28 protein-coding genes are annotated in these 25,790 nt (G+C 70.8%); 15 read left to right on the forward strand and 13 right to left on the reverse strand.

What is annotated here, in order from left to right; translation table 11 throughout:
* Positions 1-3 precede the first annotated feature (3 nt).
* The 3 genes from ACTWPW_RS11720 to ACTWPW_RS11730 form a co-directional block, all read right to left on the reverse strand.
* The gene (locus tag ACTWPW_RS11720) at positions 4-144 is read right to left on the reverse strand and encodes a hypothetical protein (protein ID WP_443168693.1); all 141 of its coding nucleotides are present in this window, start codon (positions 142-144) and stop codon (positions 4-6) included.
* Between the two features lie 172 nt (positions 145-316).
* Positions 317-2,197, reverse strand: a complete 1,881-nt coding sequence (locus ACTWPW_RS11725) for an ABC transporter ATP-binding protein (protein WP_375117987.1) — start codon at positions 2,195-2,197, stop codon at positions 317-319.
* A gap of 34 nt (positions 2,198-2,231) precedes the next feature.
* The gene (locus ACTWPW_RS11730) at positions 2,232-4,313 is read right to left on the reverse strand and encodes a PhoX family protein (RefSeq protein ID WP_443168694.1); all 2,082 of its coding nucleotides are present in this window, start codon (positions 4,311-4,313) and stop codon (positions 2,232-2,234) included.
* A gap of 114 nt (positions 4,314-4,427) precedes the next feature.
* Here ACTWPW_RS11730 and ACTWPW_RS11735 point away from each other — a divergent pair, with 114 nt between their 5' ends.
* Positions 4,428-4,865 carry a sterol carrier family protein gene (locus ACTWPW_RS11735; protein ID WP_375117985.1) on the forward strand — a complete coding sequence of 146 codons (438 nt, stop codon included), beginning with the start codon at positions 4,428-4,430 and terminating at the stop codon, positions 4,863-4,865.
* On the opposite strand, the gene ACTWPW_RS11740 is transcribed toward ACTWPW_RS11735, so the two are convergent.
* Complete coding sequence (locus ACTWPW_RS11740) at positions 4,862-5,893, reverse strand: hypothetical protein (RefSeq protein WP_443168695.1); 1,032 nt, start codon at positions 5,891-5,893, stop codon at positions 4,862-4,864. The genes ACTWPW_RS11735 and ACTWPW_RS11740 overlap by 4 nt on opposite strands.
* 142 nt (positions 5,894-6,035) lie before the next feature.
* On the opposite strand from ACTWPW_RS11740, the gene ACTWPW_RS11745 reads away from it, so the two are divergent.
* From ACTWPW_RS11745 to purM, 4 genes are all read left to right on the forward strand, one after another.
* On the forward strand, positions 6,036-6,458 hold the full coding sequence (locus tag ACTWPW_RS11745; protein ID WP_375117983.1) for a MarR family winged helix-turn-helix transcriptional regulator: 423 nt from the start codon (positions 6,036-6,038) through the stop codon (positions 6,456-6,458).
* Positions 6,459-6,528: 70 nt separating this feature from the next.
* Complete coding sequence (locus tag ACTWPW_RS11750) at positions 6,529-7,272, forward strand: SDR family NAD(P)-dependent oxidoreductase (RefSeq protein WP_375117982.1); 744 nt, start codon at positions 6,529-6,531, stop codon at positions 7,270-7,272.
* Between the two features lie 51 nt (positions 7,273-7,323).
* Positions 7,324-8,760 carry an amidophosphoribosyltransferase gene (gene purF, locus ACTWPW_RS11755; RefSeq protein WP_375117981.1) on the forward strand — a complete coding sequence of 479 codons (1,437 nt, stop codon included), beginning with the start codon at positions 7,324-7,326 and terminating at the stop codon, positions 8,758-8,760.
* Positions 8,757-9,782: a phosphoribosylformylglycinamidine cyclo-ligase gene (gene purM / locus ACTWPW_RS11760; RefSeq protein ID WP_443168696.1), complete on the forward strand. Its 1,026-nt coding sequence runs from the start codon at positions 8,757-8,759 to the stop codon at positions 9,780-9,782. The genes purF and purM overlap by 4 nt, the downstream gene beginning before the upstream one ends.
* A gap of 47 nt (positions 9,783-9,829) precedes the next feature.
* Here the strand turns inward: purM and ACTWPW_RS11765 are convergent, their stop codons facing one another.
* The gene (locus ACTWPW_RS11765; protein ID WP_443168697.1) at positions 9,830-10,390 is read right to left on the reverse strand and encodes a CGNR zinc finger domain-containing protein; all 561 of its coding nucleotides are present in this window, start codon (positions 10,388-10,390) and stop codon (positions 9,830-9,832) included.
* Between the two features lie 85 nt (positions 10,391-10,475).
* Between ACTWPW_RS11765 and ACTWPW_RS11770 the strand changes: the two genes are divergently transcribed.
* A complete protein-coding gene (locus ACTWPW_RS11770; protein ID WP_375117978.1) occupies positions 10,476-11,321 on the forward strand; it encodes an alpha/beta fold hydrolase in 846 nt (281 codons plus the stop codon).
* Positions 11,322-11,412: 91 nt separating this feature from the next.
* On the opposite strand, the gene ACTWPW_RS11775 is transcribed toward ACTWPW_RS11770, so the two are convergent.
* Both ACTWPW_RS11775 and ACTWPW_RS11780 read right to left on the reverse strand, forming a co-directional pair.
* The gene (locus ACTWPW_RS11775; RefSeq protein WP_364124497.1) at positions 11,413-11,643 is read right to left on the reverse strand and encodes a DUF3073 domain-containing protein; all 231 of its coding nucleotides are present in this window, start codon (positions 11,641-11,643) and stop codon (positions 11,413-11,415) included.
* Between the two features lie 151 nt (positions 11,644-11,794).
* The gene (locus ACTWPW_RS11780; RefSeq protein WP_443168698.1) at positions 11,795-12,874 is read right to left on the reverse strand and encodes a Glu/Leu/Phe/Val family dehydrogenase; all 1,080 of its coding nucleotides are present in this window, start codon (positions 12,872-12,874) and stop codon (positions 11,795-11,797) included.
* Between the two features lie 108 nt (positions 12,875-12,982).
* Between ACTWPW_RS11780 and ACTWPW_RS11785 the strand changes: the two genes are divergently transcribed.
* Complete coding sequence (locus tag ACTWPW_RS11785) at positions 12,983-13,846, forward strand: hypothetical protein (protein WP_364124503.1); 864 nt, start codon at positions 12,983-12,985, stop codon at positions 13,844-13,846.
* Between the two features lie 322 nt (positions 13,847-14,168).
* Entirely contained in the window at positions 14,169-14,372 is a 204-nt protein-coding gene (gene bldC / locus ACTWPW_RS11790) for a developmental transcriptional regulator BldC (protein ID WP_013133571.1), read from the forward strand.
* A gap of 163 nt (positions 14,373-14,535) precedes the next feature.
* On the opposite strand, the gene ACTWPW_RS11795 is transcribed toward bldC, so the two are convergent.
* The gene (locus ACTWPW_RS11795; RefSeq protein WP_443168699.1) at positions 14,536-15,132 is read right to left on the reverse strand and encodes a TetR/AcrR family transcriptional regulator; all 597 of its coding nucleotides are present in this window, start codon (positions 15,130-15,132) and stop codon (positions 14,536-14,538) included.
* A 221-nt stretch (positions 15,133-15,353) separates the two neighbouring features.
* Here ACTWPW_RS11795 and ACTWPW_RS11800 point away from each other — a divergent pair, with 221 nt between their 5' ends.
* From ACTWPW_RS11800 to ACTWPW_RS11815, 4 genes are all read left to right on the forward strand, one after another.
* The gene (locus tag ACTWPW_RS11800; protein WP_375117976.1) at positions 15,354-16,403 is read left to right on the forward strand and encodes a LacI family DNA-binding transcriptional regulator; all 1,050 of its coding nucleotides are present in this window, start codon (positions 15,354-15,356) and stop codon (positions 16,401-16,403) included.
* 121 nt (positions 16,404-16,524) lie between these two features.
* Positions 16,525-16,773, forward strand: coding sequence for a hypothetical protein (locus tag ACTWPW_RS11805; protein WP_364124509.1), 249 nt, complete (start codon positions 16,525-16,527; stop codon positions 16,771-16,773).
* 77 nt (positions 16,774-16,850) lie between these two features.
* Positions 16,851-17,678, forward strand: coding sequence for an N-acetylmuramoyl-L-alanine amidase (locus ACTWPW_RS11810; protein WP_443168700.1), 828 nt, complete (start codon positions 16,851-16,853; stop codon positions 17,676-17,678).
* Positions 17,675-19,267: a beta-N-acetylhexosaminidase gene (locus tag ACTWPW_RS11815; RefSeq protein WP_375117974.1), complete on the forward strand. Its 1,593-nt coding sequence runs from the start codon at positions 17,675-17,677 to the stop codon at positions 19,265-19,267. The genes ACTWPW_RS11810 and ACTWPW_RS11815 overlap by 4 nt, the downstream gene beginning before the upstream one ends.
* 3 nt (positions 19,268-19,270) lie before the next feature.
* Here the strand turns inward: ACTWPW_RS11815 and ACTWPW_RS11820 are convergent, their stop codons facing one another.
* Genes ACTWPW_RS11820 through ACTWPW_RS11830 form a run of 3 tightly spaced genes read right to left on the reverse strand, consistent with a single transcriptional unit; the run spans position 19,271 to position 21,564 of the window.
* On the reverse strand, positions 19,271-19,825 hold the full coding sequence (locus tag ACTWPW_RS11820; protein WP_375117973.1) for a GNAT family N-acetyltransferase: 555 nt from the start codon (positions 19,823-19,825) through the stop codon (positions 19,271-19,273).
* A gap of 29 nt (positions 19,826-19,854) precedes the next feature.
* Positions 19,855-20,907: a quinone-dependent dihydroorotate dehydrogenase gene (locus ACTWPW_RS11825; protein WP_443168701.1), complete on the reverse strand. Its 1,053-nt coding sequence runs from the start codon at positions 20,905-20,907 to the stop codon at positions 19,855-19,857.
* Between the two features lie 6 nt (positions 20,908-20,913).
* Positions 20,914-21,564 (reverse strand): response regulator, encoded by a 651-nt coding sequence (locus ACTWPW_RS11830; RefSeq protein WP_375117971.1) that lies wholly within the window; start codon positions 21,562-21,564, stop codon positions 20,914-20,916.
* A 34-nt stretch (positions 21,565-21,598) separates the two neighbouring features.
* Between ACTWPW_RS11830 and ACTWPW_RS11835 the strand changes: the two genes are divergently transcribed.
* The 3 genes from ACTWPW_RS11835 to ACTWPW_RS11845 all read left to right on the forward strand — a co-directional run bounded on the left by ACTWPW_RS11835 (position 21,599) and on the right by ACTWPW_RS11845 (position 24,092).
* The gene (locus ACTWPW_RS11835; protein WP_364124525.1) at positions 21,599-21,973 is read left to right on the forward strand and encodes a tautomerase family protein; all 375 of its coding nucleotides are present in this window, start codon (positions 21,599-21,601) and stop codon (positions 21,971-21,973) included.
* A gap of 39 nt (positions 21,974-22,012) precedes the next feature.
* Positions 22,013-23,392, forward strand: coding sequence for a dihydrolipoyl dehydrogenase (lpdA, locus tag ACTWPW_RS11840; protein ID WP_443168702.1), 1,380 nt, complete (start codon positions 22,013-22,015; stop codon positions 23,390-23,392).
* Positions 23,393-23,570: 178 nt separating this feature from the next.
* Positions 23,571-24,092: a TetR/AcrR family transcriptional regulator gene (locus tag ACTWPW_RS11845; RefSeq protein WP_443168703.1), complete on the forward strand. Its 522-nt coding sequence runs from the start codon at positions 23,571-23,573 to the stop codon at positions 24,090-24,092.
* Positions 24,093-24,147: 55 nt separating this feature from the next.
* On the opposite strand, the gene ACTWPW_RS11850 is transcribed toward ACTWPW_RS11845, so the two are convergent.
* Positions 24,148-24,918, reverse strand: a complete 771-nt coding sequence (locus ACTWPW_RS11850; protein ID WP_443168704.1) for a hypothetical protein — start codon at positions 24,916-24,918, stop codon at positions 24,148-24,150.
* Between the two features lie 46 nt (positions 24,919-24,964).
* Positions 24,965-25,687, reverse strand: coding sequence for a methyltransferase (locus ACTWPW_RS11855; RefSeq protein WP_443168705.1), 723 nt, complete (start codon positions 25,685-25,687; stop codon positions 24,965-24,967).
* Positions 25,688-25,790: the final 103 nt, after the last annotated feature.

Raw genomic sequence — 25,790 nt, forward strand, 5'->3', positions numbered from 1 at the left:
ACCCTATCGCCTGGCCGCGAGCGCCTCTATGCCGCCGAACGTCCCCCTGACGGCCGCCGTCCTCGGCGGCATGCCCAAGGACAGGTCGGGCGTGGCCTCGGGCATGCTCAACGTCTCGCGGGAGGTGTTCGGCCTGCTCGGCATCACGGTGCTGGGAGCCCTGCTGACCTCCAGGCAGGGCGCCGGGGACCTGCCGCCGCTGCCGGCCTTCCTCGACGCCTACCGGTTCACGCTGGTCGTCGCCGCGGTCATCGTCCTGGCGGGGATCCCGGTCGCGCTCTACTCGCTGCGCGACCGGGAGACGCCCCCCCGAGCCTCAGGCGGCCGCCCCGGTCACCGTGGGGTCCTCGAACTGAGTCCGGTACAGCTCCTCGTAGCGGCCGCCGGCGGCGAGCAGCTCGGCGTGGGTGCCGCGCTCGACCACGCGGCCGTCCTCGATCACGAGGATCACGTCGGCGGCCCGGATCGTGGAGAGCCGGTGCGCGATCACCACGGCGGTCCTGCCTTCGAGCGCCTCGCCCAGCGCCGCCTGCACGGCCGCCTCGGAGGTGGAGTCGAGGGCCGCGGTGGCCTCGTCCAGGATCACCACCCGCGGCCTGGCCAGCAGCAGGCGGGCGATGGTCAGCCGCTGGCGCTCCCCGCCCGACAGCCGGTAGCCGCGCTCGCCCACGACCGTGTCGAGGCCGTCGGGCAACGACTCGATGAGCGTGGCCAGCCGGGCCCGGGTGAGCGCGTCCCAGACCTCCTCCTCGCTCGCCTCCGGCCTGGCCAGCAGCAGGTTGGCCCGGATCGTCTCGTGGAAGAGGTGGCCGTCCTGGGTGACCATGCCGAGCGTGGCGCGGATGGAGTCGGCGCTCAGGTCGCGTACGTCCACCCCGCCGAGCCGTACGGCGCCGGAGTCGACGTCATACAGCCGGGGAAGGAGCTGGGCGATCGTGGACTTGCCCGCCCCCGACGAGCCGACCAGCGCCACCATCTGCCCCGGCTCGGCCCGGAACGAGACGCCGTGCAGCACCTCGACCCCGCCGCGCGAGTCCAGCGTGGCGACCTCCTCCAGCGAGGCCAGCGAGACCTTGTCGGCCGAGGGGTAGGCGAAGCGCACGTCGTCGAACTCCACCGAGACGGGCCCCTCGGGCACCTCCCGGGCGTCGGGCTTGTCCTGGATGAGCGGCTTGAGGTCGAGCACCTCGAAGACGCGCTCGAAGCTGACGACCGCGCTCATCACGTCCACGCGGGCGCTGGCCAGGGCGGTCAGGGGCGCGTACAGGCGGGTGAGCAGCATGGCCATCGACACCAGCGCGCCGGGGGCGAGCTGGCCGCGCAGGGCGTAGAAGCCGCCCAGGCCGTACACCAGGGCCAGGGCCAGCGCCGACACCAGCGTCAGCGCGGTCACGAAGGCCGACTGGGTCATGGCCGAGCGCACCCCGATGTCGCGCACCCGACGCGCCCGGCCGGCGAACTCCGCCGACTCGTGCGCCGGCCGGCCGAACAGCTTCACCAGCGTCGCGCCCGGCGCCGAGAAGCGCTCGGTCATCTGCGTGCCCATGGCCGCGTTGTGATCGGCCGCCTCGCGCCGCAGCCGGGCGATCCGGACGCCCATGCGCCGGGCCGGCAGCACGAACACCGGCAGGAGCAGCAGCGCCAGCAGCGTGATCTGCCAGGAGATGCCGATCATCGCGACGAGCGTCAGCATGAGCGTCACGACGTTGCCCGCCACGCCCGACAGCGTGTCGGTGAAGGCCCGCTGCGCCCCGATCACGTCGTTGTTCAGGCGGCTGACCAGCGCTCCCGTGCGGGTTCTGGTGAAGAAGGCGATCGGCATCCGCTGCACGTGGTCGAAGACGGCCGTACGCAGGTCGAGGATCAGGCTCTCCCCCAGCCCCGCCGACAACCACCGGTTCAGCAGCCCGAGCCCCGCCTCCGCGATCGCCAGGCCGGCGATCAGCAGCGCCACCACGACGACCACCTGGAGCGGCTCGCCGGTGAAGATGGCGTCCACCACCCGGCCGGCGAGCAGCGGCGCCCCCACCGCCAGGGTCGCCATCACCACGCTGAGCACCAGGAACAGCGTCAGCCTGCGGCGGTGCGGGCGCGCGAACCCGCCGATGCGCCGCAGCGTCGCCCTGGATACAGAGCGACGCTGCGGCTGGTTGTTCATCGAGTAAAGCTGGTGCCAGGCGGTCACTTCCATGCTCATGGCACGGACGCTATGCCCTCAAGTTAAGTTGAGGTCAAGCGCCGATCTTCTTGCCGGCACCGTGCCAGACCACGGCCACCGACGGGCGCGGCTGGCTGCCCTCGCCGTCGGGCCACCGGCTGCTGGGGCTCTCGGGGGTGGCGTCGTCGGTCTCGCCCGGGTGCTGCACCGCCACGAAGACGCTGCGCTGGTCCTCGGTGACGAGCGGGCCGCAGGTCTCGGCGCCGACCGGCACGGTGAGGAACTGGCGCAGGTGGCCGCGCTCCTTACCCTTGACCGGCATCACGAACAGGCCGTCGTTGGTGAGGAACGCGTTGCCGTCCGTGGAGATCCACAGGTTCCCGTCCTTGTCGAACGTGACGTTGTCCGGGCAGGAGATCCGGGAGACCTTGGTCTTGTCGTAGCCGGCGAAGTACGTGGCCGGGTCGCTCGGGTCGCCGCAGACCAGCGGGAGCGACCAGGCGAACGTCTTCTCGCCCGCGTCGTTGTGCCGCTCCACGATCTCCAGGACGTGGCCGTGCTTGTTCGACGGGCGCGGGTTGGCCTCGTCCACCTGGGCCGGGGTGCGGTTGCTGTTGTTGGTCAGGGCCACGTAGACGCCGCCGGTGACCGGGTTGCGCTCGACGTCCTCGGGGCGGTCCATCTTCGTCGCGCCGCCGTCCACCTTGTCGGCGGCCGTACGGGTGTAGACGAGCACCTCGGCGGCGGTCATGCCGTCCACGAACGACTTGTTGCCCGAGACCAGCGGGAGCCACTTGCCGGAGCCGTCGAACTCGCCGTCGGAGGGCAGCTTGCCGGAGCCGTCGATCTCGGTGGCCGGGCTGTCGCCGGTGAACTTGGCCACGTACAGGGTGCCCTCGTCCAGCAGCGTCCGGTTGTGCCGGTCGAATCCGGGGATGTAGCGGTCCTTCGAGACGAACTTGTAGATGTACTCGAAGCGCGAGTCGTCACCCATGTAGACGACCAGGCGGCCGTCGCGGGCCAGCGTCGTGGTGGCGGCCTCGTGGGCGAAGCGGCCGAGCGCGGTGCGCTTGATCGGCGTCGAGTCGGGGTCGAACGGGTCGATCTCCACGATCCACCCGAACCTGTTGACCTCGTTCGGGTGCTTGGCCAGGTCGAAACGCTCCTCGATCCGGTCGAACCGGCGGTTGTCCGACGGGGTGCCGATCGTGATCGCGTAGCGGGTGATGTACGGCTTCTGCGCCTCAGGCACCTTGTCGCCGTTGACGAAGTACTGGTTGAAGTTCTCCTCGGCGGTCAGCACCGTACCCCACGGGGTGGTGCCGCCCGCGCAGTTGTTCAGCATGCCGAGGGGCGTGCGGCCCTTGGGGTCGGCGGCCGTCTTGAGCAGGTCGCTGCCGGCGGCGGGCCCGCTGAAGGTCATCCTGGTCTGGGCGGTGATGCGCCGGTTGTAGCGGCGGCGGCCCTTGGTGACGAGCTTCCACTCACCGCTGCCGCCGGAGCGCTCGATCTCCACGACCGAGCCGCCGTGCGCGGCCAGTCCGATCTTGAGCTGCTCCTCGGTGGCCGTCGCGCCACTGGTGTAGCCGCGGAACATCAGGCTCTCGTCGCTGTACTCGTGGTTGACCCACAGCAGCGCCCGGTCCCGGCCCATCGGGAACAACGTCACGTAGTCGCAGTTGTAGCCGAACTGCTTGCTCTGCGCGTCCGCGGTCTGGTTCTCGAAGTCGAACTTCGGCGCGCCGGGCAGCACCGGGTCACCCCAGCGCACGACCACGGAGGACTTGTAGCCCTCCGGGACGCGCAACGCGTCTTCCGTGTTCGGCGGCACGGGAGTGAAACGGAGGTCTCCGCTGCCGCCACCGTGCCATCCACCCTTCGCGGCGGCGGTCTCGGGCTCGTCGGCCAGGGCCGGCGCGGCCCCCGCCACGCCCACACCCGCCACAAGAGCGCCGAGCGCGCCGGCGCGCAGCACGCCACGCCGCGACAACGCCTCCTTCACCACATCGCCGAAGTAGGCGTTGCCGGTGGTGTTGGCCACGTCATGCGCGCACGCGTTGCCGCAGCGGAACTGACAGGTCAGCGCGGAACGGCCACCTTTGTGCGGGGTGGAGAGCAGCGGTAGCAGCCGTCCTCCCGCGTTGGGGTTCGCCACAGGTCCTCCATAAATGTGCGCGGTTGTACGGCGGGGAGGCTACGGTCGTCGTCGAAACCCGAGGTGAACGACGACCTCCGTCGCGATGAACGCTGCCCGGGAGACAATGGTGGGGTGCCGCCACGCAAGATGGACCCGGAAAAGCTGAGATCAGCGCTCGACGCCCAACTCGTCGCCCTCGACGAGCCTCCCTACGACGGCCCCGCGTCCGCCCTGCCCGGCGCGCTCGTGGCCGCCGTGCTGGCCGCCTACGACCGGGGGCTGCAGCCGGAGCGCGACGCGGCCAGGCAGGCCGTGCGCCATCTGCTGGAGCGGCTGGCGAGCGCCGCGCCCGGAAGGACGGTCGAGGTGCGCGTGCCGCCGTACGCCGCCGTACAGGCGATCGCCGGGCCCCGTCACACGCGCGGCACCCCGCCCAACGTCGTCGAGATGGACGGGCGCACCTGGATCGAGCTCGCGCTCGGCCGCCTGACGTGGGACGAGGCCCACGCCAAGGGCGCGATCTCCGCCAGCGGCTCCCGGGCCGACCTGTCAGCCCACCTGCCGCTCTAGCGGGTGCCGCTCATCCAGGGAAACCTCTCCTCGAAGCACCGGTCGGCGAGCTCGCCGGGCAGGTAGGCGCATTCCTGGACCACGTTCCAGAACCACACGGCCACGATCGCGAAGAGGATCAGCGACAGGACGCTGATCACGATTCCGGCGATGGCGCGGCCCTTGCCGACGTGCTTGGCCAGGGCCACGCAGCCGAAGACGATCGACAGGATGGCCGTGATCAGGCCGGTGAAGCAGACGAACACGAGGAAGGGGCTGGCCACGCCGAGGACGAGCGAGGCGGTGGCCAGGCCGCTGCCGAGCTGCTGCGGCCGGTACTGCGGGGTCGGGATCCCGTAGGGGGCTCCCGGAGGCGGTGGCGGCGGGTAGCCGGGCGGGCCGCCGTACGGGCTGGAGGGCGTGGTGCCCGGCACGGTCGGCTCCTGGTCCGGTCGCGGTGCGTAGGCGCCCGGCGTGCCCTGGTACGGCGGCGTGGGGCGCGGCTGCTCCCCCTGGTCGCCCTGCTCGTAGCGGGAGGGCGTCTGCCGGGGCGGCTGCTCCTCGTCCTCCCGCGGGGCGCCTCCCCAGCCAGGGTAGGACGGGGTGGCGCCGGGGATCGGGTACGCCTGGGTCGTCTCGGCGTCGCTCGGCCTCGGGGTCTCCGGCGAGGTCGGCAGGTCGGGATGGGTGGGCTCACCGGTCGGCCTGGGCTCGTGCGTCGGCGGCACGTCGGGCCGCGGCACCACGGGCGGCACGGGCGCGATCGGCTCCTCCTCACCCGGCTCCCTGCCACCCGGCCGCTCGCTGGGCCGCTCGCTGGGCCGCTCGCTGGGCCGCTCACCGGGCCGTTCGCCGGGCCCCTCACCGGGCTCCCCGTCGCCGGGCCGCTCGGACCGCTCGGGCGGACGCTCGTCCTCCTCCAGCGTCCCTTCGCTCCACCACTCGGGCTGGTGCTGCGGGGGTGCGGGACGGGGTTCGCCCTCCTCGGGGCGGCCTTCGCGCGGATCCTGCCCCGGACGGGGCTCGTTCGGGTCCCCAGGTGTGGTCACGTCTGCGTCTCCCGACGGGTCAGCATGCCGGATACTTCACCCTTTCGCGGAAGCCATCCGCTAAACCGCGCGACACGGTAAGAGGGTGCTCATCCTTGGGTCACCATGCGCCAAAGCGGCAGGCGGAGGGCAAGATGAGTGCATGCTGGACGAGACCCTGACGTACGCGCTGATCAAGGTCATGAAGACGCACCGCAACCAGCTCGCCGCGGCGCTGGTCCCGCTCGGCCTGCACGTGGGCCAGGAGTTGCTGCTCAACCAGCTGTGGCGGGAGGACGGCCTGACGCAGGGCGAGCTGATCGCCAGGCTCGGCGTCGAGCCCCCGACCGTCACCAAGACCCTCCAGCGGCTGGAGCGCGCCGGCCTCGTCTACCGCGCCCCCGACCGCGAGCGGCCCCGGGTGGGCCGGGTGCACCTCACCGACGCGGGCAAGGCGCTGCGCCGGCCGGTGGAGGAGATCTGGAACCGGCTCGACCAGGACCTGCTGCGGGGCTTCACCGCCGAGGAGCGCGACCTGCTCACCCGTCTCATCCGTGCCATGCCTCACAGTCGCTTTCACTCCTAGCGAAACGCCCTTGCCGTCCGGGGCCGACTCCTATTAGCTGGCTAATTAGTCGGCTAATAGGAGACTTGAGATGCACGTACTGATAACCGGTGGATCGTCCGGCATCGGCGCCGCCACCGCGCTCGCGTACGCCAGGACCGGCGCGCGGGTCACGATCACCTACAACACGGGGGCCGACCGGGCGGCCGAGGTCGTCAAGCGGATCGAGGCGGAGGGCGGCCGGGGCGCGGCCGTACACCTGGACCTGGAGGACCACGCCACCATCGCCCCCGCCGTCGCCGAGACGGGCCCCGTGGACGCGCTCGTCGCCAACGCCGTGCGCTGGGGGAACGTCCTGCCAGGCAGCGTCCCCTTCGAGGGCGTCCCGGCCGCCGAGTGGTCGGCCATGATGCACGCCAACGTGGTCGGCAACGCGCTGCTGGTCCAGGCCGTGCTGCCCGAGATGCGGCGCAGGGGCTGGGGCCGGATCGTGTTCGTGTCGTCCGGCATCGGCGAGGAGGGGGTGCCGGGGCCGGGCGCGTACGGCACCGCGAAGATGGCCCTGCACGGCATGGCCCGCGCCCTGGCCTGGGAGGCCGGCAAGGACGGCATCCTGGTCAACGTGGCCGTCGCCGGCCTCACGATCACCGGCGTACGCCCGTTCCCGCAGGAGCTCCTCGACCGGCTCGCCGCCCGCACGCCCAGCCGCCGGCTCTCGACGGCCGACGACATGGCCGCGCTCATCCTCTTCCTCGGCTCCGAGGCCAACCGCAACCTGACGGGCGAAGTGCTCCGCGACGGATCGAATGCGGGCAGGTCAGCCCATGCCCTCTGATATCGCCCCCGGGTGTGCGAGCACAGAAGCCGTCAACCTAGACTGAGGCATGTGCTGAAGGGCGACGGCCGACTCGGCCATGACCTGGACCCCAACGACCGCGCACCTAAAGATGCCTGTGGCGTCTTCGGCGTCTGGGCTCCGGGCGAGGAAGTTTCCAAACTCACCTACTACGGGCTGTACGCGTTGCAGCACCGCGGTCAGGAGTCCGCGGGCATCGCGGTCAGCGAGGGCAGCCGCATCCTCGTCTACAAGGACATGGGCCTCGTCGCCCAGGTCTTCGACGAGTCGGTGCTCAGCACCCTGCGCGGCCACCTGGCCGTCGGTCACTGCCGCTACTCCACGACCGGATCCAGCGTGTGGGAGAACGCTCAGCCCACGCTGAGCTCCACCGACGTCGGCGGCCTGGCGCTCGCCCACAACGGCAACCTCATCAACACTCCCGAGCTGGCCCAGCGCCTGGCTCCGGGCTCCACCCGCGCCACCACCGACACCGAGGTCCTGACCACGCTGCTCGCGCAGGACCGCAGCCGCTCCATCGAAGACTCGGCCGCCGAGCTGCTCCCGCAGGTCAAGGGCGCCTACTCGCTGGTCTTCATGGACGAGAAGACCCTCTACGCCGCCCGCGACCCGCAGGGCATCCGCCCGATGGTCCTGGGCCGCCTGGAGCGCGGCTGGGTGGTGGCCTCCGAGACGGCGGCGCTCGACATCGTGGGCGCCACGTTCGTCCGCGAGATCGAGCCAGGCGAGCTGCTCACCATCGACGAGCGCGGCGTCAGGTCCCGCCGCTTCGCGCTGGCCGAGCCGAAGGGCTGCCTGTTCGAGTACGTCTACCTCGCCCGTCCCGACACCACCATCGCCGGGCGCGGCGTGCAGGTCACCCGGGTCGAGGTCGGCCGCGAGCTGGCCCGCGAGCACCCGGTGGAGGCCGACCTGGTCATCCCCACGCCGGAGTCCGGCACCCCCGCCGCCGTGGGCTACGCCCAGGAGAGCGGGATCCCCTACGGCCAGGGCCTGGTGAAGAACTCCTACGTGGGCCGCACGTTCATCCAGCCCTCGCAGACCATCCGCCAGCTCGGCATCCGGCTCAAGCTCAACCCGCTGCGCGAGGTCGTGGAGGGCAAGCGGCTGGTGGTCGTGGACGACTCGATCGTGCGCGGCAACACCCAGCGGGCGATCGTCAGGATGTTGCGCGAGGCGGGGGCGCGCGAGGTGCACGTACGCATCTCCTCCCCGCCCGTGGCCTGGCCGTGCTTCTACGGCATCGATTTCGCCACCAGGGCGGAGCTGATCGCGGGCTCGCTGACGGTCGAGGAGATCCGGGCCTCGCTCGGTGCCGACACGCTCGGCTACATCTCCCTGGAGGGCCTGACCAAGGCCACCACCATCCCCGCCGAGCGCCTCTGCCGGGCCTGCTTCGACGGCTCGTACCCGATCCCCATCGACCAGGACAACGTGGGCAAGTTCGTGTTGGAGAGCAAAGCGTGAGCACCTATGAGGCCGCCGGGGTCGACATCGAGGCCGGGGAGCGTGCCGTCGCCCTGATGAAGGACAAGGTGGCGCGCTCCCGGCGGCCCGAGGTGGTCGACGACGCCAGCGGCTTCGCGGGCCTGTTCGACGCCTCCGCCCTGCTGCGTTACCGGCGCCCGCTGCTGGCCTCCTCCACGGACGGCGTGGGCACCAAGGTCATGATCGCCCAGCGGTACGGCAAGCACGACACGATCGGCATCGACCTGGTCGGCATGGTCCTCGACGACCTGGTGGTCTGCGGGGCCGAGCCGCTGTTCATGACCGACTACATCGCCTGCGGGAAGCTGGTGCCCGAGCGCATCGCCGAGATCGTCGGCGGCGTGGCCGAGGGCTGCCGCCTGGCCGGGGCCGCGCTCGTGGGCGGCGAGACGGCCGAGCACCCGGGGGCGATGGGGCCGGACGAATACGACCTGGCGGGCGCCGGCACCGGCGTGGTGGAGGCCTCCGCCATGCTCGGCCCGTCGCGGGTGAGCGCCGGTGACGTGGTGCTGGGGATGGCGTCCTCCGGGGTGCACTCCAACGGCTACTCGCTGGTGCGCCACGTGCTGCGCGAGGCCTCGCTCTCCCTCGACACCGTGCTGCCCGAGCTGGGGCGGGCGCTGGGCGAGGAACTGCTGGAGCCCACCCGGATCTACTCGCTCGACTGCCTGGATCTGGCCAGGGCGGTCGACGTGCACGCCTACGCGCACATCACCGGCGGCGGCATCGAGAACAACCTCTCGCGCTCGCTGCCCGCGCACCTCGACGCGCTGCTGGACCGGGCCTCCTGGACCCCGCACGCGATCTTCGGGGTGCTGGCCGGCTACGGCCGGATCGCCCAGCGGGACATGGACCGGACGTTCAACCTCGGGGTCGGCATGGCCGCCGTGGTGGCCGCCGACTCGGCGGACGAGGCGATCAGGGTGCTGGCCGGCCGGGGCCTGGACGCCTGGGTGCTGGGCGAGATCGTCCCCGGCGAGGGCCAGGCCCGCTACCGCTGACCTCGGGCGTCGGCACGCGCTGCCGCCGCCGGTCGCCCACGGGCGGATCACGTGGATTTGTGCCGCTGGTAATAGCGCGCCACGCGGATCCGGTTGCCGCACAGGTCCGGTGAGCACCAGCGGCGGCGCGGGTGGGCCGGGAGGAAGAGCATCCGGCAGTCCGGCGCCTCGCAGCCCCGCACCTTGCCCACGTTCGGGTCGGTGAGCAGGGCCAGCGCGGCCTCGGCCAGCTCCGTGAGCAGGCGGGTCAGTGGCGTGCCGTCCCGCCGGCTGCCGCGCGCGAGCACGGCGCCCCGCGCCTCCATGCACGGGTACGCCGGCGCGCTCCGCAGAGCCTCGTTGAGCGCGGCCACCGACCCGGGCGGCGGCGGGGTCGCCTGCCGCACCGCCTCCAGCGTCGCCACCACATGTCCCCGCAGTTCACGCACCGCGGCCAGGTCCGGCGGCCCGAGACGGGCCTCGGGCACCGTGAGCCGGCCGGACTGCCGCTCCAGCCACGCGTGGAAGTCGTCCACCTCGTCCAGGGCGTCGTAGTCGGCCCCCGAGGGCAGGCGGGCACGCGTGTTCACCAGATCAAGCGCCAGCGGCTCACCTGTCAGCAACTCCATGCCCTAATGCTACATGCGGGGATTGACACATTAGGTGGGTCTCGCGCTATAACTAATGCCTCCTCACCGAGAAGAGGCATGTGGCATGGACATTCCGCAGGTCCGGCATGGGTTCGTGGACGTCGGCGACGTACAAGTCTTCTACCGGGAGGCCGGGCCCGCCGACGGCGAGCCGGTGTTGCTGCTGCACGGATTCCCGTCGGCGTCACACCAGTACCGGCGGCTCATGGACGCGCTGGGCGGCGGCCGGCACCGGCTGATCGCGCCCGACTACCCCGGGTCCGGGCACACGCGGGCACCCGAGGGCTTCTCCTACTCCTTCGAGCGGCTCGCCGACGTCATGGAGGGGTTCGTGGAGCGGGCCGGGCTCGCGCCTTTCGTGCTGTACGCCTTCGACTTCGGCGGGCCGGTCGGGTTCCGGCTGGCCACGCGGCACCCGGAGTGGATCTCGGCGCTGATCGTGCAGAACGCCAACGCCTACGAGGAGGGGCTGTCGGAGCTCGCCAGAAAGACGATCCACGCCCCGGCCAGGGACCTGGGCGGGCTGTTCACCCTGCCCGCCACGCGCGGCCAGTACGAGGACGGCACCACCGACCCCTCGCTGGTCTCACCCGACGGCTGGACGCTCGACCAGCACTTCCTGGACCTGCCCGGACGGAAGGAGGCACAGCTCGCCCTGGCGCTGGACTACCGGAGCAACGTGCGGCTCTATCCCGCCTGGCAGGCATGGCTGCGCCGGCACCGGCCGCCCACGCTGGTGCTGTGGGGCCGGGGCGATGCGATCTTCCTCGAGCCGGGCGCCCACGCCTACCGGCGGGACCTGCCCGAGGCGGAGGTGCGCGTGTTCGACACGGGACACTTCGCGCTGGAGGAGAAGCTGCCCGAGATCGCCCCTGTCATCGAGGCCTTCCTCAACCGCCCGACCACGTGACGAAAGCCCCACGGTTACCCGTGGGGCCCGACGAGCGTGAGCGAGGATCCGGCACCCTTCGCCGGGTCCTCGGCCACGTCAACCGAAACGGCTATCGGCGACCGGACGTACGGCCGTCGTCGTCGTCTCCGGTCCCATAGTCATCGGCGTAATCGGCATAGCGATCCGCCAGCTCATCATTGAGGTCGTCGGCGTCGTCATTGCGGCTGGAGTCTCCGACCCCGAGTTCGTCGCGAAGACGGTCAAGATCCGTGCCACCGCTGTTGTACTTCAGCTGGCGAGCAACCTTGACCTGCTTGGCCTTTGCTCGGCCGCGCCCCATTGGCTCGACCCCCTCGTGTGGGGTCGTCCCCGACCCCTCGTCGCTAACGCACCACACACTGACGCCGCCTGACTTTGGGCGTCAGCCTATCGTTCGCCTATTACCGTACCTGTTTTGTGCCCAGCTCGGTACGTCGTATGGGCGCGGGGCGTCAGTGGCCTAGCCAAATGCCCCGAATACGCCCGACTTCCGACATTCTGCGCTCGGCCAGCCTATCCGCTGCGACCGCGGGAGGAACGCCCTCGTCGGCCGCGATCCCGAAGATCTTCAGAGTCGTGTCATAGATCTGGGTCGCCTTCGACCTGGCACGATCCATGTCGAAGCCCTCGATCTCGTCCGCGACCTGGATCACGCCTCCGGAATTGACGACATAGTCGGGCGCGTACAGGATCCCCCGCTCGGCGAGTTGCTTCTCGACGCCGGGGTGGGCGAGCTGGTTGTTCGCCGCGCCGCAGACGATCTGCGCCCGGAGCTCGGCCACCGTGACGTCGTCGAGCGCGCCGCCGAGCGCGCAGGGCGCGAAGACGTCGATGTCGGACGTCATCAGGGCTCGCGCGTCGGCCACCACGTCGACCTCGGGACGGCGCAGCCGCACCCGCTCCACCGCCTTGGGGTTCACGTCGCAGATCACCACCTCGGCGCCGTCCTCGCGCAGGAGCTCGACCAGGCGGTGGCCCACCTTGCCGACCCCCTCGACGCCGACCCTCCTGCCGTGCAGCGACGGCGTGCCGTACACCCGCTCGGCCGAGGCCCGCATGCCCTGGAACACGCCGAACGCCGTGAGGATCGAGGAGTCACCCGCGCCGCCGTGGGCGAGCGAGCGGCCGGTCACGAAGCGCGACTCGCGGGCGATGACGTCCATGTCCTCGCTGTAGGTGCCCACGTCGCAGGCGGTGACGTAGCGCCCGCCGAGCGACTGGACGAATCTGCCGTAGGCGCGCAGCAGCGCCTCGCTCTTGTCGCGGGCCGGGTCGCCGATGATGACGGCCTTGCCCCCGCCGTGGTCGAGGCCGGCCAGCGCGTTCTTGTAGGCCATGCCCTTGGCCAGGTTGAGCACGTCGGCCAGGGCCGCCTGCTCGCTCTCGTACGGATAGAACCTCGTGCCTCCAAGGGCCGGGCCCAGCGCCGTGTTGTGGATGGCGATGATGGCTCGAAGGCCGCTCTGCTCGTCAGCGCAGAAAACGACCTGCTCGTGGGCGTCTTTGTGGGACGCTCCGAAGACGTCGGTCACGGTAGTGACTCCCTGTCCGGTCCGCCGCTCCGTCGCGGGCGGAGATCACCTCACAGAGTAGTAAGCCACAACGATGCACGCAGGTTCGCTTCGTGACACGATGCCTCCGTGCTGCCCTATGCCGCCTACCTCCGTGTCTATGAGCCACTGACCGCGTTCGCCGAGTCCGAGCGCAAGGTGTGGGCCGACTATGCCGACTCGCGTGACCGCCCTCGGCGCGCGAACGCGCTCAATGCGGAGCATGGCGAGTCCGTCATGCGCCTGCTCGGCATGCCCCCTCAACCCGTTCCCGCCCAGGAGAGCCCCAACGCCTATCTGCGGCGTGTTGAGGACCGCCTGTACGTGTGTCCTTGGCAGACCCGTTTGCGTTCGTGGCTGGCGTTCTCACGGCTTCGTGGCACCACACCTGTGAAACTGATGGACCACCTCGTGCCCAAGACGATCGCCGACCAGACGGCCGACGACTTCGACCGGTACAAGCGGAAGGCCGGTTCGGCCGCGTTGCGCACGCACATTCGCACCACGGCGTGGCATGTGCCGCCATCGTGGTTCGTGCCGTTTGATGGAAACGAGCGCTGGCTGGTGCTCGGCTCCGCGAACCCGGGACAGGACGTGACCACCACTACGGGGCGTAATCTGATCTACGTCACCTCCATGGCACAGGCCAGGAGGCGGGCGGCGCGCGCCCTCAACGTGCTGCGCCGCCACTTGGGCGACGTCTCGGCCAACTTCGACGTGGAGGACATCGCCAGGTGGCTGGAGGAGTTCCACCCGCACTCGCTGGTGGAGCTCGACTACGGCGGGCTCGTGCACCTCATGGACGACGACGCGCTGCAGGCCGACCAGTCCGTCGCCGAGCTCTCGGCGGCCCTGACGGGCCTGGACACGGGTCAAGAAGAACTTGCCTACGCCATGTACCAGAGGGTCATCCTGCGGTGGAAGTCAATGCAACTGCTGGAATCTGCCAACTGAACCCCAATACGGCCGTCTGACCTGCATGAGTAGGTCACGTCTCGCGGCTGCTCTCTTCTGCGAACTGAGTAGTTTGCCGTTTTCACTGCGATACCACGAACCGTGTCGCTAGAATCACCGAGCGTGACATCGCCACGGGGGCGGGCAGTTGGGTCAAAGAAGGGCTCGCCAATCGCTCTGCGTGGCGGTATGGTCACATCGGGTGATGCCGCATATGGCTCAGAAAAGCCGCACGCTCTGCGCCATAGGGGGACATCCGTGACACGCGCAAAGGCAGTCACAGGATCGCTAAGCCGGTCCACACGGAGGAGAGGCCGCACAAATGTCAGCTCGTACACCCGAGGCCGAGCCACTGCTCACGCCCGCTGAGGTCGCGACCATGTTCAGGGTCGACCCCAAGACCGTTACGCGGTGGGCCAAGGCGGGCAAGTTGACGTCGATTCGTACCCTCGGCGGTCATCGGCGTTACCGGGAGACCGAGGTTCGCGCACTGCTCGCGGGGATTCCGCAGCAGCGTTCCGAGTAGCTGGAGGGTCGTCACGGACCTCAGGGGGGTTTGAAGGGGTGGACCAGGCCGTCAGTGGGCAGGGTCCACCGCTGTGACGACTTGACGTCGCACGGGAAGTTGGCGCCGCCCGCCCGGCGCCACTCTTCCCACCGCTTCCGTCGCCGTGCCGGATCTTCCGGCGCTACGCCAGCTGATCGAGCAGCCTGGCGACGTCGCCGTCGTGGGCGGCGGCGACACCGAGCAGCGCGACCATGTGCTCGACCAGCAGCTTCTCGAGGGTCGGCCGCTCGATGTCGCGATGTTCCAGCCAGTCGAGGCCGGCGGTCTCGACGGAGGCGATCCACGACCGCAGAGTCGTGCGAAGCACCGGGCTCGGCTCTTCGACGCCCATTTGCTTCTGGATGAGGCGGAACAACCGTCGGCGCACGCCGTCGACGATCTCGCCCACCTCACCGGTCCTGTTGGCCGGGCCGCCGCGCAGGAGCGCGGCGAAGCCGGCGGCGTGCTCCTCGACGAAGTCGAAGTAGCGCTTGAGCCCGGAGGCCAGCTCGTCGAGCGGCCGGCCGCCCTCGTGCGGGCGCAGCCGGGACTCCAGCTGATCCGCCGCGCTCCTCAGCGCGGCCACGTAGAGCTCCTGCTTGCCGCCGAAGTAGTGATAGACCAGGGCCCGCGAAGCTCCCGCCGCCGAGGCCACGTCGTCGATCGAGACGTCTTCCGCGTCGCGGGTGCTGAACAGCTCCAGCGCCGCCGCCATGAGCTCTTCCCGACGCCGGTCCACGCTGAGCCTGCGCCGTGCCGGCCGTGCCGTCTCGGCTGACTTCCCGGGTGTCACACCTGCACATTATCCGACGCCGTACCCAATAGCTGACGTGCGACTGTGCAGTCAATATCCGCCTTTGGGGACGGAGGTTAAGCCAATCCGTAACGAAGGCCGTACCCTGCGGCTAACTCGATCGTTTGGTCAGACAGGTGCCCATATCCGCATCGCGGGGGAGACACATGTCAGGACCGCCCGTCAACACTTCAACCATCGCTGAGCTCAGAGAGGTAGACGCACTGCCTCGGCCCAGACCGACCATCCGTAACGTCGCCGAACGAGCCGGCGTGTCCAAATCGCTGGTCTCTCTCGTGCTGCGCGGATCCCCGCACGTGAGCGAGCACCGGCGCCAGGCCGTGCTGCAGGCCGCCCGCGAGCTCGGCTACCGGCCGAACGCGGTCGCGCGGAGCCTGGTGGAAGGCCGTACGCATCTGGTCGGCGCGCTCGTGGCCGACCTGCACAACCCGTTCTACGCCGAGTTCCTCGACGGTCTGCAGGAGAGCCTGCACGGCGACGGCCTGCGCATGCTGATCGGGAACAGCCAGTGGGACCCCGCGTTCGAGGACGAGGCCGTGGAGGCCTTCCTCGAGCTCAGGGTCGACGGGCTGGTCCTGCTCGGCATCGCGCCGACCAGCGAGACGCTGATCGAGGCCACCGCCTACACCCCGACCGTCGTCGTAGGGGAACGTGACATCGAGCTCGACGGCGTCGACATCGTGGTCGACGACGACCAGCTCGGCGCCCGCCTGGCCATCGACCACCTGGTCGAGCACGGCCACAAGCGGATCGCGCACATCGAGGGCCGGCGGTCGTCGCGCTGCGAGGGTTACCTCGTGGCGATGCGCAGGCACTCGCTGGCGCCCTACATCATGGTCGAGGCCGCGGACTCGACCGAGGACGGCGGCAGGGAGGCGGCGATCGCGCTGCTGAGCCGCGACCCCAGGCCCACGGCGATCTTCGCCGCCAATGACGTGGTCGCGCTCGGCGTGCTCTCCGCCGCGAGCGAGCTGGGCCTGCGCGTCCCCGAAGACCTCTCGGTGGTGGGCTACGACAACACGCACCTGTCGGCCTCCCGCCAGATCTCGCTCACCTCGGTCGACCAGCCTCGCCGGACCATGGGCAGGTCGGCGGCCGCGCTGCTGAGCGACCGGATCGGAGATCCGGCCAAGGGCGCGCGCCTGCGGGAGGTGCGTCCTGAGCTGATCGTGCGACGAAGCACGGGTCCGGTCTAAGAGCCGGTTAAAGCTGGGTCAAGCCGTGTGGAGGCGCGGCCGCACGGCGGTTTACTCGTCAGGGTCATGCTAATTGTGGCCGGATTCGGTCCGGTCACGATCTGATCCAGGGGGAACAGTCATGCGTGATCCGGAACTGGTGTCCTGCGCCCAGCGCGCGGCCGCCGAGCTCGAACGCGCCTGGGGACACTGGCGGGCGGGCAGGGGGCGGGGCACCGATGGCGGCGCGGAGTCGGTCGCCAGCTATGTCGCCCACTCGCTCGACCATCCGTGGGGCCGCCCCCGCGTCGTTCTCGGCCTCGACGCCGAGGACGCGCGGGAACTGGCCGCCCTGCTCGAACGGCAGGAGGTCGGCGAACACGTCTGGTGAGGACGTACGGCTGGCGCCCTGCGCCACGCTTGGTATAAGACGGGCTTGAGCTCCTGGTTTGCCGTAAGTTGGACGGCATGCGTGCTCTACCAGCCACAGTCCTCGCCGTTTGCGGCCTGATCGCCTCCGCGTGTGGCGGCACCGGCTCCGGTGGCGCCGCGGCAGGTCAGGCCGCCCCCGCGACCGCGGCGGGGCAGGCTTCTCCCTCCTCCGCCACCGCGAAGGAGGCGCCGCCGGCGGCCAAGCCGCTCGACGGCAAGGTCATCGTCATCGATCCCGGCCACAACGGCGCCAACTACCGCAACCCGAAGGTGATCAACCGCCAGGTCGACGTGCTGACCCAGAAGAAGGCCTGCGACACGACCGGCACCTCCACGAACAGCGGCTACAGCGAGGCCGCCTTCACGTGGGACGTCTCGAACCGGATGGTCAGGATCCTCGAACGCCGGGGCGCCACGGTCAAGCTGACCAGGACCAGCAACAACGGCGTCGGCCCGTGCATCACCGAGCGGGCCGCGATCGGCAACGCGGCCAGGGCGGACGCGGCGATCTCCGTGCACGCCGACGGCTCCGCGCCGGGCAACCACGGCTTCCACGTCATCATGCCCAGGAAGATCAACGGGCCGGTGGACAGGGTGGTGGGCGCCTCCAGCGAGCTCGGGATCGCCGTGCGCGACGCGTACCGGAAGGGCACGGGGATCGCCTACTCCACCTACATCGGCCGCAAGGCGCTCGACTACCGCAACGACCTCGGCGGGCTCAACCTGTCCACGGTGCCGAAGGTCTTCATCGAGACCGGCAACATGCGCAACGCCGGTGACGCGGCCAAGCTGCAGAGCCCGGCGTTCCGGCAGAAGATCGCCCTGGCGCTGGCGAACGGATTGCAGCACTATCTCGAAGCATGATTCCTCGTCCAGAGCTGCTCGCTGATCTTTCCGCTTCCTACGTGCTGACCTCGGGCGCGACGGTGTCCGGCGACCTGGTCGACGCCGTACGCCTGGCGCTTCCCGGGCTCGACCTCCGTCCCGGCGACTCGGGCGAGATCGACGTCCGGCGGGATCCGGGGCTGGGCGAGGAGGCGTACCGGCTGGCTGTGGGGTCGCGGGGCGTGGAGATCGTGGCCGGCGGGCGGGCGGGGGCGTTCTACGCGGCGCAGTCGCTGCACCAGTTGCTGCCCGACGCCTCCTACCGGTTCTCCGAGGGCTCGTCGTGGCCCGTTCCGGGGGTGCGGATCGAGGACGCGCCGCGCTTCGCCTGGCGGGGGCTGCACCTGGACGTGGCGCGGCACTTCTTCCCCAAGCGGGAGATCCTCCGCCTGATCGACCTGATGGCGATGCACAAGCTCAACCGGCTGCACCTGCACCTGGTGGACGACCAGGGGTGGCGGGTGGAGAGCCGGGCCTACCCGCTGCTGCACGAGGTGTCCTCGCACCGGCCGCGGACGGCGACCAACTACTACCGCGAGCCGGACGCGTACGACGACGTCCCGCACGGCGGCTACTACACGCTGGACGACCTGGCCGAGATGGGCGCGTACGCCCGCTCCCGCTGCGTCACGATCGTCCCCGAGATCGACGTGCCCGGGCACGCCTCGGCGATCCTGGCGGCCTACCCGGCGTTCGGGGCCACCGGGGAGCGGCACGACGTGCTCGACCGCTGGGGCATCTCCCCCGCGATCCTGTCGCCGCTGCCGCCGACCGTGGAGTTCCTGACCACGATCTTCGACGAGCTGATCGGCGCCCTGGGCGAGGCCCCGTACGTGCACATCGGCGGCGACGAGGTCGTGCTCGACCACTGGGCGGCCTCGGCGGAGATCGGCGCCTACCGCGCGTCGCTCGGGCTGGAGACGGCCAACGACCTGCAGGCGTGGTTCCTGCGGCAGCTGGCGGACGCGCTGGCCGAGCGGGGCGCGCGCGCCGTGGTGTGGGACGAGGCGTTCGTCAGCGGCGGGCTGCGGCAGGACACGATCGTCATGCCGTGGCGCGGCATGGGCGTGGGCCGGCGGGCGGCCGCCGCCGGGCACGACGTGGTGGCGACGCCGGTGTTCCCGCTGTACTTCGACTACGCCGAGGCCTCCTCCCCCGACGAGCCGATGGCCATCGGGGACGCGATCACGGTGGCGGACGTGGCGGCGTTCGAGCCGGCGCCGGCCGACTGGACGGAGGAGGAGCGGGCGCGCGTCATGGGCGTGCAGGCGCAGCTCTGGACCGAGCGGGTACCGGACGCGCGTACGGTGGACTATCGCCTGTGGCCCCGGGCCTGCGCGCTGGCGGAGGTGGCCTGGGCGGGCCCCGGACCGTCGGGCTTCGACGAGCGGCTGGCGGAGCACCTCGGGCGGCTGGACGCCATCGGGGTCGAATATCGTCCCCAGGCGGGGCCGCACCCCTGGCAGCGGCGGCGGCCGCACCGGCCCAGCGGGGTACGGGTCGTGGACGTGATGGCCCGCATCGACGAGATGACGCACGACGCCGAGTCGACCCGGCCCAGCATGTGACGCCTAGAAGGCCGGGCGGTCGTTGAGTATGCGCTGGAACAGGTGGTGGTCCTGCCACCGGCCGTCGATCTCGAGGTAGTGCCGGGCGGTGCCGTACCGTTCGAAGCCGCACTTGAGCAGGACGCTCTGGGAGGCCAGGTTGTCGACCAGGGTGCTCGCCGCGATCCGGTGCAGGCCCAGCTCCTGGTCGGCCAGCCGGCACACCTCCTGCGTGCCCCTGGTGGCCAGGCCGCGGCCGGTGTAGCCGGCGTCCGTCCAGTAGCCGAGGTCGGCGCTGAGCCACGGGCCCCTGACGATGTTGCTGAGCGTCATGCGGCCCACGACGCGGTCGCCGTCGGCGAGCACCCACGCCACCGCCTGGCCCGCGGCCTGCTGCGCGAGCAGGCTCTTGAGGCGTTCGGCCTGGCCCGGCAGGGTGTAGAACTCCTCGGGCCGGCGGGGCTCCCAGCGCTTGAGGTGGTCGCGGTTGCGGAGGTAGGCGGCGAGCAGGGGCTCCGCGTCGTGCTCGGTCGCCGGGCGGAGTGTGACGTCGCCCGCGAGCACCACTTGTTCGATCATTCGTCCCACGATAGGAGATGCTTCGGGCGTCACGCCGTGCGGCCGATGGCCTCCGTGACGGACTTGAGGCCGTGGCGGCGTACGCGGCGCTGGAGTTGCCGGTGGATGCGCGCGGCCCAGAAGGGGCCGCCGTAGATCCAGCCCGTGTAGCCCTGGACCAGGGTCGCGCCCGCGAGGATGCGCTCCCAGACGTCGTCCACGTCCTCCACGCCGCCCGCCGACACCAGCGTGAGGCGGTCGCCGACCTTGGCGCGCAGGCGCCGCAGGACCTCCAGGGAGCGGCCCTTGAGCGGCCGGCCCGACAGGCCGCCGGTCTCGCCGCCGTGCCTGATCGTGGTGTTGGTCGCGATGATGCCGTCGAGGCCCAGCTCCATGGCCAGCTCGGCGACCGCGTCGACGTCCTCGTCGGCCAGGTCGGGGGCGATCTTGACCAGCAGCGGGGTGCGGCGGGGCGTGGCGTCGGCCACCTCCTTGACCGCGGTGAGCAGCGGGCGCAGCAGCGAGACCGCCTGCAGGTTGCGCAGCCCGGGCGTGTTGGGCGAGCTGACGTTGACCACCAGGTAGTCGGCCAGCGGGGCCAGGGCCTTGGCGCTGGCCACGTAGTCGGCCGCGGCCTCGGCCTCCGGGATCACCTTGGTCTTGCCGATGTTCACCCCGACCACGACCGGCACGCCGCGCGGGCGGCGCAGCCGGCGGGCGGCGGCGAGCGCGCCGGAGTTGTTGAAGCCCATCCGGTTGATCACCGCCCGCTCCCGTACCAGCCGGAACAGGCGGGGGCGCGGGTTGCCCGGCTGGCCGTGGGCGGTGATGGTGCCGACCTCGACGTGGCTGAAGCCGAGCGCGGCGACGGCCTCCGCGCAGGCGGCGTCCTTGTCGAAGCCGGCGGCCAGCCCGAGCGGGCCGGGGAAGTGCACGCCGAACGCGGTCACCCGCAGGGCCGGGTCGTGCGGCGCGAGCACCCGGTGCAGCAGCCGCTTGATCAGCGGCAGCCGGGCGAGGAGCGCCAGGGCGCTCACGGTGAGTCGGTGCACGGCCTCGGCGTCGAAACGCCGCAAGACCTGCGAGAACACGAGGTGATACATCACGGGTCAGGCTACCAAGCCGGCCTCGTGGGCGATGATCGCGGCCTGCACGCGGTTGCGTACGTCGAGGCGGGTGAGGATGGCGCTCACGTACGCCTTCACGGTGCCCTCCACGATGTGCAGCTCGCGGGCGATCTCCGCGTTGGACATCCCCGCGCCGACCAGGGCGAGGACCTCCCGCTCGCGCTCGGTGAGCGCCTCGATGCGGTCGCGGGCCACCGCGCCCCTGGCCATCCGGCCACCCGCCAGCCGGCTGATGACGCGCTGGGCGACCTTGGGCGACAGGTACGCCGCGCCGTCGGCCACCGCGTGGATCCCGGCGATGAGCTCGCGCGGGTCGCCCGACTTGAGCAGGAACCCGCTGGCCCCGACGTCGAGCGCCTTGGCGATGTAGTCGTCCTCGCCGAACGTGGTCAGCATCACCACGGCCGTGCCCGGCGCGACCCTGCGCATCTCGGCCGCGGCGGCCAGCCCGTCGAGCCTGGGCATGCGGATGTCCAGGAGCGCGACGTCGGGGCGGTGGCTGATGGCCAGGTCCACCGCCTGCCTGCCGTCGCCCGCCTCGGCCACGACGTCCAGCTCGGGGTCGGACTGGAGGATCGCCCGGACCCCCGCCCTGATCATGGCCTCGTCGTCGGCCAGGAGTATGCGGATCACGCCCTCTATATTGGCCGACCTAGTATTGGCCGGCATGGCTCAGGTGAAGGTTTACGGACGCAGGGACGTGTGGGCCGGGCGGCAGCGGGAGGTCTCCGACCTGCTCCAGTCGTGCCTGGTGAGCGCGTGGGGATTGCCCGAGGAGAAGCGGTTCCACCGGTTCCTGCTGCTGGAGGCCGACGACTTCGTCTGCCCGCAGCGGAGCGAGCGCTATCTGATCATCGAGGTGGTCTGCTTCACGGGCCGCAGCGACGACGCCAAGCGGGCGCTGATCCGGGAGATCTACGAGAAGTCGGGGTACGACCCCGAGGACGTGGAGATCACGATCATTGAGATGCCCAAGGTCAACTGGGGAATTCGCGGTGTTCCCGCTGATGAGCTCAGTCTGTCGTACAAGGTGGAGGTCTGAGTTCGGGGGCAGCCACGGCCGGACGGTATGGTCCGACTCATGAGCACTCACTATGACGTCGTCGTTCTCGGCGCGGGTCCAGGAGGATATACGGCCGCGGTCCGCGCCGCCCAGCTCGGACTGCGCACCGCGGTCGTCGAGGAGAAGTACTGGGGTGGCGTCTGCCTCAACGTGGGCTGCATCCCGTCCAAGGCGCTGCTGCGCAACGCGGAGCTCGCCCACATCTTCACCAGCGAGGCCAAGACCTTCGGCATCAGCGGCGAGGTCACCTTCGACTACGGCGCGGCCTTCCAGCGCAGCCGCAAGGTGGCCGACGGGCGGGTCAAGGGCGTTCACTACCTGATGAAGAAGAACGCCATCACCGAGTACGACGGCCGGGGCACGTTCCTGGACGCCAACACCATCCAGGCGAACGGCGAGACGATCACGTTCTCCAACTGCATCATCGCCGCCGGGGCCAGCACCAGGCTGATCCCGGGCACGCAGTTGTCGGAGCGGGTCGTGACGTACGAGGAGCAGATCCTCACCGAGGAGCTGCCGGGCAGCATCATCATCGCGGGCGCCGGCGCCATCGGCGTGGAGTTCGCGTACGTGCTGCACAACTACGGCGTCAAGGTGACGATCGTGGAGTTCCTCGACCGGATCGTGCCGCTGGAGGACGAGGAGGTGTCGGCCGAGCTGGCCAAGCGTTACAAGCGGCTCGGCATCGAGGTGCTGACCTCGACCCGCGTGGACGGCATCGAGGACGCCGGCTCCTCCGTCAAGGTCACCGTCACCCGCGGCGACCAGACGCAGGTGCTCGAGGCGGACAAGGTGCTGCAGGCCATCGGGTTCCAGCCGCGCGTCGAGGGCTACGGGCTGGAGAAGACGGGCGTGGCGCTGACCGACCGGGGCGCGATCGCGGTGGACGGGCGGCTGCGTACGAACGTGCCGCACATCTTCGCCATCGGCGACGTCACCGCCAAGCTGATGCTGGCGCACGCCGCGGAGTCCATGGGCATCATCGCCGCCGAGACGATCGCCGGCGCGGAGACCATGGAGCTCGACTACGTGATGATCCCGCGGGCGACCTACTGCCAGCCGCAGGTGGCCAGCTTCGGCCACACCGAGGCGCAGGCCCGGGACCTGGGCTATGACGTGAAGGTGGCGAAGTTCCCCTTCACGGCCAACGGCAAGGCGCACGGGCTGGGCGACAGCGCCGGCTTCGTGAAGATCATCAGCGACAACACGCACGGCGAGCTGCTCGGGGCGCACCTCATCGGGCCCGAGGTGACCGAGCTGCTGCCGGAGCTGACCCTGGCGCAGCAGTGGGACCTGACCGTGCACGAGGTCGCGCGCAACGTGCACGCGCACCCGACGCTCGGCGAGGCGGTCAAGGAGGCCATCCACGGGCTGGCCGGCCACATGATCAACATGTGAGAGCTTTCTCCGGTTTCAGTGATCGGTACGGCTGGGCCGTACCGATCACATTTGCACTCTCTTATCCCATTGAGTAAGTGGGGGTGGGGGTGTTCACGGGGTTGACGTGGCAGTCTGGACTGACATGGAGATGCCCGCGAGGCGCCTCGCGGGTTCAGCGAGGCGCAGGGACCAGATCGTGTCGGCCACGATCGCCGTGCTGGCGCGGCGCGGCTACGCGGGGACGACGTTCGAGGCCATCTGCGCGCACGCGGGGCTCAGCAGCAAGCGGTTGATCTCCTATCACTTCGCGGGCAAGGAGGAGCTGCTCGCGACGGTGGTGCTGGCGGAGGCGGCGGCCTTTGTGCGTCCGGCCCTCGACGCGGCCGCGCGCCGTGAGGCCGGCGCGCAGGGGTGGGAGCGGGCGGGGCTGGCGGCGTACATCAGGGCGAGCCTCGACTTCGCCGCCGCCCGGCCCGAGCACGTACGGGCGCTGCGGCAGATCGCCTGCAACACCGGCGAGCAGGCGGCGGACGGGTGGCTGGCGGAGCTGTTCGAGGGCGGGCAGCGGGCGGGGGCGTTCCGGGAGTTCGACGCCGAGCTGATGAGCACGGTGCTGCGGGCCTCCATCGACGGGGTGGCCGAGCGGCTCGACCCCGAGGGTTGCGCGGACGAGCTCGTCGAGATCTTCGACCGGGCGACGCGGGACGGATCGTCGTAGGCGGGCCGTCGTAGGTGGGGCTTCGTAGGCGGGCCGTCGTAGGCGGGCCGGGGGATCAGGGCGGGGGCCGGGTGGCGCCCAGGGTCTGACCGGCGGCGATGGCTTCGCGCAGGGTCCTGGTCAGGGCGTCCGCCTGGGCGGTCAGGGCGCGCAGGCCGTCCGTGTCGCCGGTCTGGGCCAGGAGGTCGACGTACCTGTCGTTGCTCTTCTGCAGGTCGCCCGCCCGCAGCGCCGCGTCCGCCGCCCGCACGCGGGCCGCGTACGACTCCAGCTCCCACACCCGCTCCGTGACCGCCGCCACCGAGCGGCTCAGCGCCTCCCGCTGGGGCGCCAGGACCGCGGAGAGCTCGGGGGTCATCACCTCCTCCATCGCCTCCGCCTGCTCGGCCCGCAGGTCGGCCTGGACGCGTACGAGGCGGGCGACGTCCCAGAGGCGCTCCGGCAGCACGATGTCGTTGGCGATGACGTCGAGGAGGCCCCGGCGGTGCACGCGGGAGGCGGACACGTCCGCGATCGCCTTCCTGGCCCGGGCCACCAGGTCGAGGGCGGGGTCGTCCAGCTCGGCGGGGATGACGTAGCGGCCGGCGTACTGGCGGCGCAGCCGGCTGCCCAGGTTCGGGCGGGAGACGCCGACGAACAGGAGCGAGGTGAGGAAGACCATCATGGTGGCCAGGCCGGCGTTCTCGTGGCCGGTGTCGAACGCGACCGCGGCGAGCACGGCGCCGACCGCGGCGGCGCAGGCCGCGCCCACGGCGAACAGGCGGCGCGCCCATCGCGGCGGCTCGGGGTCGGGCCGCCCGAGCAGGAGCAACGGCGCTCCGGTCATGCGCCGGCGATCCCGCGGGGGAACGGCGGGATCCACGATCGGCTGGTCAATCCAATTCGCCACCAGCGGCACCCACCCTCATGCGGAATGTGTAGTAATCGACCTGCCAGCCGTCCCGCACGAGGCCCTTTCGCGCCACGACCTCGGCGGCGAAACCGGCCTCGCGCGCCAATGTCCGCAGATATTCCAGGTCCCCGGAAGTGCCGAAGAACACCAGCATCCGGCCGCCCGGCGCGAGATGGCTCCGGACGTCCTGGAAGAACTCGGTAAGGGCCCGGTAGTTCTCGTCGGTGATGGCGGCCTCCGGCAAATCCCGGGGCGCGAACCAGCGGAACGGCGGGTCGAAAACGATCAGGTCGAATTCGCCTTCGACCGCGCTGAAGACATCGCTCTCCCGCACGGTCACGGAGACGCCGTTGCGCTCGGCGTTGGCCCGCGCCGTCTCGACGGCCAGCGGGTTGATGTCCACGGCCAGCACCTCGGCGGCCGTGGAGGCGGCCAGGACGGCGTTGACCCCGCTGCCTGTGCCCATGTCGAGCACGCGATCACCCTCCTTGACCTCGGCCAGCACGGCCTCGCCGAGAAGGTGCGACATGCGGGTGATGGGCTGCACGCCGGGCGGCACCACGAGGGTCCGGCCCAAATAGCGGAAAGTCCGCTCCGCGGCGCCTTCCTCCTGGGCCGCGCGATAGGCGTTCTCGTGCCAGCGGCGAATCCGCTTGGCGTGCTCCGGAGAAACCAGCGGAATATGGCGGCTCTTTTCCGTCATGACGTCACTCTTCAGCACGCCCCCGGGAGCATGCCAGCGTATTTCGCACGGATGCCTCCTTGACGAGACGGTGTCGCTTCCGAGCACACCCCGTGCGGCCCGC

The sequence above is a fragment of the Nonomuraea sp. KM90 genome (genome assembly GCF_052246675.1).
Lineage (GTDB): Bacteria > Actinomycetota > Actinomycetes > Streptosporangiales > Streptosporangiaceae > Nonomuraea.